General features: G+C 74.0%; 11 protein-coding genes and 1 riboswitch. Of the genes, 3 read left to right on the forward strand and 8 right to left on the reverse strand.

Annotation, left to right across the window (positions count from 1 at the left end; all coding sequences use genetic code 11):
• Positions 1-17: 17 nt before the first annotated feature.
• Positions 18-473 carry a pyridoxamine 5'-phosphate oxidase family protein gene (locus ABD976_RS19455; RefSeq protein WP_345365203.1) on the forward strand — a complete coding sequence of 152 codons (456 nt, stop codon included), beginning with the start codon at positions 18-20 and terminating at the stop codon, positions 471-473.
• Positions 474-555: 82 nt separating this feature from the next.
• Positions 556-1,944 (forward strand): class II 3-deoxy-7-phosphoheptulonate synthase, encoded by a 1,389-nt coding sequence (locus ABD976_RS19460; protein WP_345365205.1) that lies wholly within the window; start codon positions 556-558, stop codon positions 1,942-1,944.
• A gap of 134 nt (positions 1,945-2,078) precedes the next feature.
• Here the strand turns inward: ABD976_RS19460 and mptB are convergent, their stop codons facing one another.
• Entirely contained in the window at positions 2,079-3,623 is a 1,545-nt protein-coding gene (gene mptB / locus ABD976_RS19465; protein WP_345365207.1) for a polyprenol phosphomannose-dependent alpha 1,6 mannosyltransferase MptB, read from the reverse strand.
• Between the two features lie 158 nt (positions 3,624-3,781).
• On the reverse strand, positions 3,782-5,743 hold the full coding sequence (pknB, locus tag ABD976_RS19470) for a Stk1 family PASTA domain-containing Ser/Thr kinase (protein WP_345365209.1): 1,962 nt from the start codon (positions 5,741-5,743) through the stop codon (positions 3,782-3,784).
• A 257-nt stretch (positions 5,744-6,000) separates the two neighbouring features.
• On the opposite strand from pknB, the gene ABD976_RS19475 reads away from it, so the two are divergent.
• Entirely contained in the window at positions 6,001-6,366 is a 366-nt protein-coding gene (locus tag ABD976_RS19475; protein WP_345365211.1) for an Rv2175c family DNA-binding protein, read from the forward strand.
• Positions 6,367-6,388: 22 nt separating this feature from the next.
• Here the strand turns inward: ABD976_RS19475 and crtI are convergent, their stop codons facing one another.
• The 6 genes from crtI to ABD976_RS19505 all read right to left on the reverse strand — a co-directional run bounded on the left by crtI (position 6,389) and on the right by ABD976_RS19505 (position 12,887).
• Complete coding sequence (crtI, locus tag ABD976_RS19480; RefSeq protein WP_345365213.1) at positions 6,389-7,849, reverse strand: phytoene desaturase family protein; 1,461 nt, start codon at positions 7,847-7,849, stop codon at positions 6,389-6,391.
• Positions 7,849-8,976, reverse strand: coding sequence for a polyprenyl synthetase family protein (locus ABD976_RS19485; RefSeq protein WP_345365215.1), 1,128 nt, complete (start codon positions 8,974-8,976; stop codon positions 7,849-7,851). The genes crtI and ABD976_RS19485 overlap by 1 nt, the downstream gene beginning before the upstream one ends.
• Before the next feature lie 104 nt (positions 8,977-9,080).
• Complete coding sequence (locus tag ABD976_RS19490) at positions 9,081-9,851, reverse strand: ABC transporter ATP-binding protein (RefSeq protein WP_345365217.1); 771 nt, start codon at positions 9,849-9,851, stop codon at positions 9,081-9,083.
• 46 nt (positions 9,852-9,897) lie between these two features.
• On the reverse strand, positions 9,898-10,926 hold the full coding sequence (locus ABD976_RS19495) for a FecCD family ABC transporter permease (protein WP_345365219.1): 1,029 nt from the start codon (positions 10,924-10,926) through the stop codon (positions 9,898-9,900).
• Positions 10,923-11,924: an ABC transporter substrate-binding protein gene (locus tag ABD976_RS19500; protein ID WP_345365222.1), complete on the reverse strand. Its 1,002-nt coding sequence runs from the start codon at positions 11,922-11,924 to the stop codon at positions 10,923-10,925. Before ABD976_RS19500 ends, ABD976_RS19495 begins: the two co-directional genes overlap by 4 nt.
• Before the next feature lie 59 nt (positions 11,925-11,983).
• A riboswitch (cobalamin riboswitch) is annotated at positions 11,984-12,167 on the reverse strand.
• 36 nt (positions 12,168-12,203) lie between these two features.
• The gene (locus tag ABD976_RS19505; protein ID WP_345365224.1) at positions 12,204-12,887 is read right to left on the reverse strand and encodes a DUF3153 domain-containing protein; all 684 of its coding nucleotides are present in this window, start codon (positions 12,885-12,887) and stop codon (positions 12,204-12,206) included.
• Between the last annotated feature and the right edge of the window lie 4 nt (positions 12,888-12,891).

Consider the following 12,891-nt stretch of genomic DNA (forward strand, 5'->3'; position numbering starts at 1 on the left):
CCGATCGGAGGACGACGATGTCGCGACGTGACCGGATCACCATGACCCAGGCCGAGATCGACGGGTTCATCGCCGCCCGGCGGGTCGTGGTGCTGGCCACGGTGAAGCCCGGCGGACGGCCGCACCTGGTGCCGATGTGGTTCGTGCCCGACGGGCCGCGCATCGAGGTGTGGTCCTTCGGCAAGTCGCAGAAGACGGTGAACCTGCGCCGCGATCCCCGGGCCACGCTGCTGCTGGAGGCGGGGGAGAGCTACGACCAGCTCCGGGGCGTGTCGCTGGAGTGCTCGGTGGAGGTGCTCGACGACCCGGCCGAGGTGCGGCGCATCGGCGCCGGGCTGGCCCGCCGCTACGCGGGGGCGCGGGAGCGCGAGGACCCGGAGGAGTTGCGGGAGCGGGCGGCGAAGCGGGTCGGGCTGCGCTTCACCCCCACCCGGACCATCAGCTGGGACCACCGCAAGCTGGCGGACGGCTGAATCGAGCTGCCCAGGACCATCCGGGCTGTGCGTCACCTCTCCCACGTGAAAATCGGTGGCGTCGAACCCCTATTCTGGTGGGGTGAACTGGAGCGTCGACGTCCCCGTTGATGATTTGCCGGACCTGCCTCCGCTGCCGCAGGAGATGCGCGACCGGCTCGACGATGCGCTGGCCCGGCCCGCCGCGCAGCAGCCCACCTGGCCCGACGCCGGACAGGCGGAGCAGGTGCGCAAGGTGCTGGAGAGCGTACCGCCGGTGACCGTGCCGACCGAGGTGGACCGCTTGCGGGACAACCTCGCCGCCGTCGCGCGCGGGGAGGCGTTCCTGCTCCAGGGCGGGGACTGCGCCGAGACCTTCGCCGACAACACCGAGCCGCACATCAGGGGCAACATCCGCACCCTGCTGCAGATGGCCGTGGTGCTGACCTACGGCGCGAGCATGCCGGTGGTCAAGGTCGGCCGGCTGGCGGGCCAGTACGCCAAGCCGCGCTCCAGCGACACCGACGCCCTGGGCCTGCCGTCCTACCGGGGCGACATGGTCAACTCGTTGCAGGCGAACGAGGACGCCCGGCGGCACGACCCGTCGCGGCTGATCCGCGCCTACGCCAACGCCAGCGCCGCGATGAACCTCTCCCGCGCGCTGACCAGCGCCGGGATGGCCGCGCTGACCCAGGTGCACGACTGGAACAAGGACTTCGTGCTGAACTCCCCGGCGGGGGAGCGCTACGAGTCGGTGGCCGCCGAGATCGACCGGGGGCTGCGCTTCATGGCGGCCTGCGGCGTCGACGACAGCAGCCTGCACGGCGTCGAGTTCTACGCCAGCCACGAGGCGCTGGTGATGGACTACGAGCGCGCGATGCTCCGGCTCGACACCAGCGGACCGACGCCCCGGCTCTTCGACCTGTCCGGGCACTTCCTGTGGGTGGGCGACCGGACCCGCCAGCTCGACGGCGCGCACATCGCCTTCGCCGAGCTGATCTCGAACCCGATCGGTCTGAAGATCGGCCCGAGCACCACCCCGGAGCAGGCCGTCGAGTACGTCGAGCGGCTGGACCCGAACAACGAGCCGGGCCGGCTCACCCTGATCAGCCGGATGGGCAACGGCAAGGTCCGCGACGCGCTGCCGCCGATCGTGGAGAAGGTCACCGCCTCCGGTCACCAGGTCATCTGGCAGTGCGACCCGATGCACGGCAACACCCACGAGGCCAGCACCGGCTACAAGACCCGGCACTTCGACCGGGTCGTCGACGAGGTGCAGGGCTTCTTCGAGGTGCACCACCGGCTCGGCACCCACCCCGGTGGCATCCACATCGAGCTGACCGGTGAGGACGTCACCGAGTGCCTCGGCGGCGCCCAGGACATCTCCGACACCGACCTCGCCGGCCGCTACGAGACGGCCTGCGACCCGCGCCTGAACACCCAGCAGTCGCTGGAGCTGGCGTTCCTGGTCGCCGAGATGCTCCGCCACTGACCCACCCGACCGGCGCCCGGTTCTGCGCCGGTCACCCGCAGGAGCGTTGAGTGAGGGGCACCCTTGCCCAAGTAACTTGGACAAGGGTGCCCCTCACTCAACGCTCCTGCGGGTGAGCTGCTCCGGGGTGGCCGTCAGCCGCCGCGCTGTCGCCTGCCGAGGAAGTCGTTGAAGCCGAGCGGGTCGTAGCGCAGCAGCGAGGCGGAGCCGAGGACGGCCGCCGCGATGCCGACCGCCACGAACGGCCAGTGGTACATCGCCTGCTCGCCGTCCGGGTAGTAGGCCAGCACCAGCGCGATGGACGCGCCGACGACGTAGGACAGCGCGCGCGGCGTCCAGGGCAGCGCGCAGGCCAGCGCCAAGCCCCAGGTCAGGTACCAGGGCAGCACGGTCGGCGACAGCAGCGCGGCGGCGACCAGCACGACGGCCGCCCGGCGGATCGCGATCACCCCGCCCGCGCGGGCCTGCCACCACTGCCAGCCGATGACCGCGGCCAGCGCCAAGGACCCGACGGCGCGCCCGAAGTCGACGAACGGCCAGGTGTCGACGTCCGCGAACAGCGATACCAGGGTGTGCAGCACCTGCCCGAACCCGGTCGGCGCGGACAGGTAGTTCACGATCATGCCCGGCGCGGACAGCGCGGGCAGCCAGCCGAAGCCCACCTTGGCCAGCGCCATGCAGGAGCCGAATACGACGGCGAAGATGCCCAGCGCCGGGACCACCGCGCGGACGAACCGCTGCCGGGGCGAGCCCGCCAGGTGCGCGGCCCACACCCACACCAGGAACGGCAGCACCAAGCCGCCGGTCGCCTTGATCGCCATCGCGGCCGAGGCCAGCCCGATCCCCCAGCCGTGCCTGCCCTCGAGCACCAGCAGCGTGCCCAGCAGCAGCAACCCGATCATGAGCAGGTCGTTGTGCGGCCCGCCGACCAGGTGCACCACCGTCATCGGGCTCGCCGCGACCAGCCACAGCGCCACCGGGAGCCTGCCGCCGAGGTGGGCGACCAGACCGGGCAGCGCGAGCACCACCATCGCCAGCCCGGCCAGCAGCACGAGCCGCATCACGATCACGCTGGCGATGACGTCGTGCCCGGCGAGCAGGATGACGCCCTTGGCCACGCCGATGAACAGCGGCCCGTACGGCGCGGGCGTGGTCTGCCAGGTCGGGTGGACGTTCTCCGGGATCGGCCCGGCCAGCACCGAGGGCCCCACCGCGTACGGGTCCAGGCCGTGCAGCGCGAGCAGGCCCTGCCCGAGGTAGCTGTAGACGTCCCGGGTGAACAGCGGCGGCGCGGGCAACATGGGCAGCAGCCAGGCGCTCATCGCCAGCAGCACGCCGCGGGCGTCGACGAGGTGGGCCAGCACGCCGCGTCCGAGCCGCACCCAGGCCCACACCAGCAGCGCGAACCCGGTGTAGACGACGGTGACGGCGAGGTCCCGGCCGTGCCCGTAGCGCAGCGCGGACAGCGGGCCGGAGCCGAGGACCGGATCGTGCACGAGCGTGCCGCCCGCGCCGATCGAACCGATCAGCAGCAGTGCGGAGCCGACGGCGCCCAGTGCGATGGTGCGCAGCGGCAGCGGACCGCGCAGCAGGCGTCCGCCGAGGTCGAGAACGCCGGTGGCCCTGCCGACCCCCTCGGGCCGACCGCTCGCCGACGTGGCAGGTGCAGTCGGGGACATGGTGCGGCCAATATTTCCACACCGAACGGCCGGTGCCCGCGCGACCAGCCCAAATCCCCCGTTCCGGGGTTATCCGACGATCTTCCCAGTCGCCGTCGCCGCTGGTCAACAGGGTGGCGGGAGGTCGTTACGGACCTACCTTGAGATCATCATCACGCTCAGAAGGCGGTCACCCGAACCGTCGACCCCGGCTCCACCCGGCTGCCCGGTGTCGGGAGCTGGCCGAAGATCCGCATGTTCGGCCGGTTCCACAGCGCGTTGACGTCGAGCACCAGCCCGCGTTCGGCCATCGCCTGCTGCGCCTGCTCCACGGTGGTGCCGTTGAGGTCGGGCACCGCGACGGCGTTGGACAGCACCACGCCGATCCGCGGACTGCCCGCGAGCCGCACCTCGGTACCGGCGCCCGGGTCGGTGGCGATGACGTGCCCGCCCTCGACGTCGGCGTTGAACTGCTGCCCGGCCTCGAACGGGGTGAACCCGGCGTTGCTCAGGATCGCGAACGCCTCCTCCTTGCTGGCACCGCGCACGTCGGGCACCGGGACCGGCGGCGGTCCCCGGCTCACGATCAGGCGCACCTCGGAGCTGATGTCCAGCCGGGTGCCCGGTGCGGGATCGACCCGGATCACGCGTCCTTCGGGCACCGACTGGTGGTACTCGTCGGCGGACTCGTCGTGCACGGGCTGCAACTTCGCGTTGCGGACCTCGATCTCCGCCTCGGCGAGCGGCGTGCCCTCGGCGATCGGCGGCACCGCGGGCTTGCCCAGCGAGACGACCAGCGCGACCTCGCGCTCGGTGGAGACCTGGGCGCCCTGCTCCGGCGAGGAGCTGATCACCACGCCCTCCGGCACGGCGTTGTCGTGCTCCTTCGTGACGGTGGAGCGCAGGCCCGCGGTCTGCAACGCCTGCTGCGCCTCGGCTTCGGGCTTGCCGACGAGCTGCGGGACCTGGACGGAGCTGCCGCCGGTGCCCAACCAGAACGCGACGCCACCGACGAGCAGGGCCAGCACCGCGACGACGGCGGTCCAGGCCACGACCGCCCGCTTGCCCCGGCGGCGCTCCTGCTCGCGCGGCGAGGGACCGGCGGCGACGGCGCCGAACTCCTGGGTGCGGTCCTCCTCCTCGGCCGAGCGGGGCCGTTGCAGCGCGCGGGTGCCCTGCGGTCCGGCGGCGGGCACGTCGCGGACCGCGGCGAACTGCTCGGTCGGCGGATCGCCCTGCTCCGGCGGCGGGTGCTGGGCGGTGGGCATCACGGTGGTGCGCTCGGCGCTGCTGGGCACCGGTACCGGCACCGGGGCGATGCCGAGCTCCCCGCGGACCCGGCGCACCTCGGCGAGCATCGCGGCGGCGTCGGCGGGACGCGCCTGCGCGTCGCGGCGGGTGGCGCGGACCACGAGCTCGTCCAGCGCGGGCGGGACGCCGTCGACCTGCGTGCCCGGAGCGGGCACGTCGTCGTTGACGTGCCGGTAGGCCACCGACAGCGCGGTGTCCCCGACGTAGGGCGGGTGCCCGGTGAGCATCTCGAACAGCACCACGCCCGCGGCGTAGACGTCGGTGCGCAGGTCGGCGGCGCCGGTGGTGACCTGCTCGGGGGAGAGGTAGGCGACGGTGCCGAGGATGACGCTGCCGCTCGTGGTGCCCGCCGAGGCCGCCGCGCGGACCAGGCCGAAGTCGGCGACCCGGACGGTGCCGTCCTCGCCGATCAGCACGTTCTCCGGCTTGACGTCGCGGTGCACCATGCCGGCGCCGTGCGCGGCGGCCAGCGCGGAGAGCACCGGTTCGAGCACGCTGAGCGCCAGCGGCACCGGCAGCCTGCCCCGGTCCACGATGAGGTCGCGCAGCGTGCAGCCCTCGACGAGCTGCATCACCAGGAACACGTGGTCGCCGTCGGCGCGGCGGTCGACGCCCTGGTCGTAGACCGCGACGATGTTCGGGTCGTGCAGCCGGGCGGCGGCGCGGGCCTCCGACTCGAAGCGCTCCACGAAGGAGCGGTCGCCGGAGTACTGCTCGTCCATCACCTTCAGCGCCACCGGCCGGTCGAGCCGGGTGTCGAGCCCGCGGTAGACGGTGGACATGCCGCCCCGGGCGATCAGCGAGTCGACCCGGTACCGCCGTTCGAGCATGGCGCCGACGAGGTTGCCCCCTCGACCGGACCGGTTCTCATGAGTCATCTGCCGCCAACCGCCGGGTAGTCGTTCCGCCACGATTGTGGCAGGTGAGGGATCGAAGGCCCGGTCGAGGGCGGCGGCTGCGGTCGATGTCGGGGCACGACCGCCCATCGTAGGGGTGCCGCGGCGGGCCCGGTGCCCGATCCGGTGGATCGACCACCACCCCGTCCGGTGCTCGGCGACCGTCGGGCCGATGTGGCATCGTGTGCGGCGTGAGTGCGATTCCCGCTGCCCAGGATGTGCTCGCTCCCGACGTGGAGCTCACCCCGCTGCCCGAGGTCGCCCGGCGACTCGGCCGGTCGGTCACCCGGGTGCACCAGTTGATCCGCGATGGCCACCTGCTCGCGATCCGGCGCGACGGCGAGCTCGGCGTCCCGACGGCGTTCTTCGCCGAGACCGACATCGTGAAGGGCCTGCCCGGCACGATCACGCTGCTGTTCGACTCCGGCTACCACCCCGACGAGATCCTGCGCTGGCTGTTCACCGCCGACGACACGCTGCCCGGCACCCCGATCGACGCGCTGCGCGGGGACCGGGGCAGGGAGGTCAAGAGGCGCGCTCAGGCGATGGGGTTCTGACCCCTCGCGCACTCCGCCCTGGTCAGCCCGTGATCCGGCGGGCGGCGAGCTTGCCGGACAGCAGCACCGGGGGCACCCCCACGCCGGGAGTGGTGCCGGATCCCGCCAGGACCGCGTTGGACCGCCCGCGCACCAGGTTGCGCGGGCGGAACGGCCCGGTCTGCGGGAAGGTGTGCGCGGCCGAGAACGGGGTGCCCGCCGCGTGGCCGCGCGCCGCCCAGTCGGCGGGGGTGACGAGTTCGGCCACGTCGAGCGCGGTGCCGAAGCCGGTGTACCCGCGCCGTTCCAGCACGCCCAGCAGCTCCTCCTGGTAGGCGGGGCCGATCCGCGCCCAGTCCAGCGGCCCGGTCGCCAGATTCGGGCACGGCGCCAGCACGTAGTGCAGTTCGCGGCCGGGCGGCGCCAGCCCCGGGTCGGTGGCGGTGGGGCGGGTGATCAGCAGCGACGGGTCGGTCATCAGCCGCCCGTCCCGGATGATCTCGGTGAACGTCGAGCGCCACGCCGCGCCGAAGGAGATCGTGTGGTGGGCGTCGTCCCAGCTCGTCGTGGTGCCCGCGTGCAGCACCACCGCCGACGGCGACCAGCGCAACCGCCGCCGGGGCCGCTCGCCGAGCAGCCTCCGCGCGACCGGCAGGTCCGGGGTGAGCACCACGGCGTCGGCGGCGATCCGCTCGTGCCGGGTGCGCACCGCGGTGATCCGGTCGCCGCGCCGCTCCAGCGACTCCACCTCGGCGCCCCAGCGGAACTCGACCCCGGCACGGCGCGCCGCGTCGGCCATCGCGGTGGGCACCGCGTGCATCCCGCCGCGCGGGAACCACACGCCGCCGATGGTGTCCATGTACGGGATCACCGCGTACAGCGCCAGGGCCTGGCGCGGGTCGAGCCCGGCGTAGAGCGCCTGGAAGGAGAACACCCGGCGCAGCCGCTCGTCGGTCAGGAAGCGGCCGATCGCGCGGTCGAGGCGGCCGAAGCCGCCCAGCGCGACCAGCCGGGCCAGCTCCGGCGAGGCCAGGTCCAGCGGGGAGTCGAAGTTCGCGTCGATGAAGCGGTCCAGCTCGGCCCGGTAGACCTCGGTGAGCCAGCGCCGCAGCCGCCGGTACCCGGCCGCCTCCCCGGGGCCGGCGAAGCGGCGGACCTCGTCCTCCATCGCCTCGCCGCCGGTGCGCACGTCGAGCACGGAACCGTCGGCGAAGCGGGCCCGGTAGGCCGGGTCGAGCGGGACGAGGTCGAGCGCGTCGTCGATCGACCCGCCCACCGCGCCCAGCGCCTCGTCGAGCAGCTCGGGCATGGTGAGCACGGTGGGTCCGGTGTCGATCCGGTAGCCGTCGAGCAGCCGCAGCCCGGCGCGTCCGCCCGGGACCTCCTCCCGCTCGACGACGGTGACCCGCCGCCCGGCCCCCGCCAGGTGCAGCGCGCAGGCGAGCCCGGCCAGCCCGGCGCCGACGATGACGACGTGGTCGGTGCGGCCGGTGACGGTGCGCATCAGCGGGTGCGGTCGGTCACCGCGATGGCCAGCTCGGCGAGCTCGGTCGCGGCGGGCTCGGCGACCCCCGCGGAGCGCAGCGCCCGGATCGCCGACCCGGTCAGGTCGGTGATCCGCCGCTCCACCGCGTCGACCGCGCCGAGCCGGGTGAGCAGCCCGCGCGTCCGCTCGACCCGCGCGGGGTCGAGGTCGGCGTCGCCGAGCACGCCGCGCAGCTCGGCCAGCGCCTGCTGGTCGTCCTGCCGCCGCGCGTTGTCCACCGCTTCGGCGATGAGCACCGTCCGCTTGCCCTCGCGCAGGTCGTCCCCCGCGGGCTTGCCGGTCACCTCCGGATCGCCGAACACGCCCAGCAGGTCGTCGCGGAGCTGGAAGGCGACACCGATGTCGGCGCCGAAGCGGCCCAGCGATCCCAGCGTCGCGGGATCGGCCCCGGCGAGCTGGGCCCCGATCTCCAGCGGGCGCTGCACGGTGTAGGACGCGGCCTTGAGCTCGCAGATCCGCAGCGCGGCCTGCGGGGTCTCGTCATCCCGGAACTGGCCCAGCACGTCGAGGTACTGCCCGGCCATCACCTCGGTGCGCATCGCCCGCCACGGCTCGCGGGCGCGGCGCAGCGCGTCGGCGCCCATCCCCGACTCCTGCACCAGGTCGTCGGCCCAGGCCAGGGCGAGGTCGCCGAGCAGCACGGCGGCGGCGGTGCCGAACGAATCCGGCTCGCCGCGGAAGTCCGATTCCTCGTGCAGCGCGGCGAACTCGCGGTGCACGGTCGGGTGACCGCGGCGGGTGTCGGAGTCGTCGATGAGGTCGTCGTGCACCAGCGCGCAGGCCTGGAGCAGTTCCAGGGCGCTGGCCGCGCGCAGCGCCGCGACCGCCTCCGGGCCCTGCGCGGCGCCGCCCGCCGCGCGCCACCCCCACCAGGCGAAGGTGGGCCGCAGCCGCTTGCCGCCGCCGAGGACGAACCGGGCGAGCTTGTCCACCGCGGTCCCGAAGGCCGGGTCCAGGTCGGCGGCCTCGGCACGTCGTTGCCGGAGGTACCGGGTCAGCAGGTGCTGCACCGCACCGGGTAGATCGTGTTCCACGACGGCGTCCTCGTCGGTGCTGTTCTCGGTGGTCGGATGCGAAACGGGCACGCCACCATCCTCCGCGATGTCCGCGCGCCGCGGCTGGCGGGTCCCGCCGCGGCGTCCACGTCCGGGTGAATGGACACGGAGCGTGATCGGTACCGCGTCGTGCGTCACCGGCCGACCGGACCGCGGAACCGGATGTGCGGAGCGCCCTCCGGGGTCGCGACGACCTCGCAGGCCACGCCGTAGACCTCGGCGACCAGGTCCTCGGTGAGCACGTCGGCGGGGGCACCGGCGGCCACCGCCCGGCCGCCGGCCAGCACCAGCAGCCGGTCGCAGTAGCCGGCGGCCAGGTTCAGGTCGTGCAGCGCGACCACGGTGGTCAGCGGCAAGGTGCGGATCAGCGCCAGCAGTTCGAGCTGGTGGGCGATGTCGAGGTGGTTGGTAGGTTCGTCGAGCAGCAGCTCGGAGGGTTCCTGGGCCAGCGCGCGGGCGATCTGGGTGCGCTGCCGCTCCCCGCCGGACAGGGCGTGCCACCGCCGCTCGGCGAGGCCGTCCAGCCCGGTGGCGGCCAGCGCCCGGCGCACCGCCGCCGCGTCGTCGGGGTGCTCCCCGCCCCAGCCGGTGCGGTGCGGGGTGCGGCCGAGGGCGACCACGTCGCGCACCGACAGGTCCAGCTCGGTGCTGGACTCCTGCTCGACCACCGCGACCCGGCGGGCCAGTTCGCGGCGGCCGAACCCGCCGAGCTCCCGCTCGTCGAGCAGCACGCTGCCCGCGGAAGGCCGTCGCAGCCCGGCCAGCAGCCGCAGCAGCGACGACTTGCCGGACCCGTTGGGCCCGAGCAGCCCGAGGGTGCGGCCGGGTTCCACCTCGGTGCTGATGCCGTCGACGATCAGCGCGCCACCGGCGTGCCAGGACAGCTCCCGGGTCCGGAAGCTCATGCCCGCTCCTCCCTCGAAAACGCGTGGTGGTGCCGGTGGCCGGACCTCACGTCAGGCCCCGCTTGCGCACCAGCAGCGCGGCGAAGACCGGCACGCCGACGATCGCGGTGATCACCCCGACCGGTACCTCCTGCGGCGCGGCCAGGGTGCCCGCCAGCGCATCGACCCAGACCAGCAGCAGGGCGCCGTAGACGGCGGACACCGGCAGCAGCGCGCGGTGCCCGGGGCCGACGACCAACCGCATCGCCTGCGGCAGCACCAGACCGACGAAGCCGATCGCCCCCGCCGCCGCGACCAGCGTCGCGGTGAGCAGGGCGGTGGTGACCAGCAGCAGCGCGCGCAACCGCGCCACCGGCACGCCGAGCGAGGCGGCCGCGTCCTGGCCGAAGGCGAACGCGTCCAGCCGCCCGGCCTGGGACAGGCAGACCGCCAGCCCGGCGGCGGTCACCGCGGCGGCGATCACCACGTCGGTCCAGCGCGCCCCGGCCAGCGAGCCGAGCAGCCAGAACAGCACGCCCTGGGTCTGCTCGGCGTCGGCCGAGGTCATCACGACGTAGGAGGTCAGCGACGAGAAGAGCTGGGTGCCCGCGACCCCGGCGAGGATCACCCGGCCGGTCCCGCCACCGGCCAGCCGGGCCAGCAGCATCACCAGGCCGAAGGCGATGAGCGCGCCGACGAACGCCCCCGAGGTCAGGCCGATCACCCCGGCGCCGAGGCCGAGGACCACCACCGTGACCGCGCCGGTGGAAGCACCCGCCGACACGCCGAGCAGGAACGGGTCCGCGAGCGGGTTGCGCAGCAGCGATTGCAGCACCGCGCCGCACACCGCGAGCCCGGCGCCGCACAGCGCGGCCAGCAGCGCGCGGGGCAACCGCAGCTCCCACACGATGCCCTGCGCGATCCGCGACAGGTCGGTCTCGACCCAGCCGAACCGGGCGGCGATCACCTCGACGACCTCCGCGACACCGAGGTCGGCCGGTCCGGTGGTGATCACCGCCGCGATCGACAGCACCAGCGCGGGCACGCCGACCAGCACCAGCCCCGCGGCCCGGCCGGGACGCGGCGCGCGGCTCACCGCTGCCGGTCCAGCTCGACCAGCGCGTCGGCCAGGGCCTCGATCCCGTCGATGGTCTGCAGGCTCACGTTCAGCGCCGTGCCGGTCATCGGCAGCCAGCGCTGCTCGCGCACCGCCGGGAGCCGGGAGACGGCCGGGTCGCCGCGCAGGAAGTCGACCTTGGCCCGCAACGAGTCGCCCTCGCCGTCGCGGGTCAGATCACCGAGCACCAGCAGCGAGGGGTTGCGGGCCAGGATGTCCTCCCAGCCGATCTGCGGCCACATCGAGCGCTGGTCGGCGTAGGTGCCGCGGACCCCGAGGGTGCGCGCCATGATCGCCGGGGCACCGGTGCCGCCCGCCACGTACGGGGTTTCGGTGCGGGCGAACCAGAACAGCACGGAGGTCTCCGGCGGCAGGTCCAGCCCCGCCACCTTCCGCTGCGCCGCCGACACCCGGTCGCGCAGGTCCGCGATCAGCGCCTCGCCGCGCTCGGGCACCCCGAACAGCGTCGCGATCTCCCGCACCTCGCGGTAGATGTCCTCCAGCACCACCGGTTCGCCCAGCGGCGCCTCCTCCGGCAGGCAGTTGCTCGGCGACAGGTAGGTCGGCACGCCGAGCTGCCCGAAGCGCTCCCGCGAGGCGACCCGCTCATCGGTGAAGACGGCCTGGTAGGCGCCCAGCACGATGTCCGGTTCGGTGCTCAGCACGGTCTCGAACGACGGGGCGTTGTCGGCCAGCCTCGGCACCCGCGCGTTGGCTTCGGCCAGGTCCGGGTCCACCGGGTCGGTCCAGGTCGCGGTGCCGACCATCCGGTCCTGCAGGCCCAGCGACAGCATGATCTCGGTGGTGCTCTGGTTCAGGCTCACCGCGCGCTGCGGCGGTTGCTCGACCACGACCTCCCGGTCGCAGTTGGGCACGGACACGGCGCCGGGTGCCGGTGCTCCGGCCTCGGGTGCGGCGCAACTGGTGAGGGCGAGGGTGGCGAGGCTGGTCAGGACCACCGCGCGGCGGGTGCGCAAGACTACCGTCCTTCGCTCGGGGCTCGGTCGCGAAGCCCGGGTGCGAGCCGGGAAGCGGTGTGCGTCCCGGCGAGCCAGCAGGTCTTCGGGCTCGGGCTCGTACGGGCGAGGAGCCTTCCCGGGCCTGGTGGCCCAGTGGCACGTGTCCTCGCCCAGCACCCCTACCGCTGCGCGTCAGCTCCGGCTTCCGACCGGATTCCCCGTCCCGCTCCCGCGGGCACGACTGGCTCGCGCCTCACCCTAAGGGGTCCGGTCCGGGTGGCCTTGCGGGGTGCGCGCTCAGGCTTCCTCGGCCGCGCGCGCCCGCAGGTGGGTGGTCAGCGCCAGCGCGGCGACGACCAGCGCCACCAGGAAGGTCGTGCCGGTCAGCAGCGCCGCCCAGCCGACCCAGCCGCCGCCGGTCGCGCTGGCGTACTGGAAGGTCGCCGCGAGCCTGGTCACCTCGCCCGGTTCCAGCTCCCAGGTGACCGTGCCCGCGCTCTCCTCGCCGTTGGTGCTGGTGATCTCGCCCGGCGCGCTGACCTTGACCTCGACCGACGAGTCGGTGTTGGCCAGCGGGGTGAGGTCGGCCGAGGCCTCCAGGATCACCAGCGAGCCGCTGCGGGAGAGCTGGAACTGGTAGCGCGAGTCGTCCGGGGTGAGCGACTGGCTCAGCCGGGTCACCTCGTCGAAGCTCAGGCCGCGGAACGACAGGTGCGAGCCGACCCGGTCGCCCTGCGCGTAAGGCGTGATCCGCACCTGGTCGGCCAGGTCCTCGGGCGGGGTCAACTGGAACGGGACCTTCCCGTCGGCGGTCTGCGTGGTGATCACCAGCTCACCCGCGACGGCGTCCTCGCCGTCGATCGTGAGCGCCGCGTTCACGTGCAGGCAGCCGCTGGTGACCATCCCGACGAGCACCAGCAGCAGACCCAGCACCGCACCGCGGGCGGGGCCCGTTCGACGACCGCTCGTTGTCCGCTCCACCTGC

It is taken from the genome of Saccharopolyspora cebuensis (assembly GCF_039542665.1).
Classification (GTDB): Bacteria; Actinomycetota; Actinomycetes; order Mycobacteriales; family Pseudonocardiaceae; genus Saccharopolyspora; species Saccharopolyspora cebuensis.

Bases quoted from the DNA above. Each gene is read 5' to 3' on its own strand.
- ABD976_RS19455 (WP_345365203.1), top strand. From the start codon at position 18: ATGTCGCGACGTGACCGGATCACCATGACCCAGGCCGAGATCGACGGG.
- mptB (WP_345365207.1), bottom strand. From the start codon at position 3,623: ATGTCCCCGACTGCACCTGCCACGTCGGCGAGCGGTCGGCCCGAGGGG.
- pknB (WP_345365209.1), bottom strand. From the start codon at position 5,743: ATGCTCGAACGGCGGTACCGGGTCGACTCGCTGATCGCCCGGGGCGGC.
- crtI (WP_345365213.1), bottom strand. From the start codon at position 7,849: ATGCGCACCGTCACCGGCCGCACCGACCACGTCGTCATCGTCGGCGCC.
- ABD976_RS19490 (WP_345365217.1), bottom strand. From the start codon at position 9,851: ATGAGCTTCCGGACCCGGGAGCTGTCCTGGCACGCCGGTGGCGCGCTG.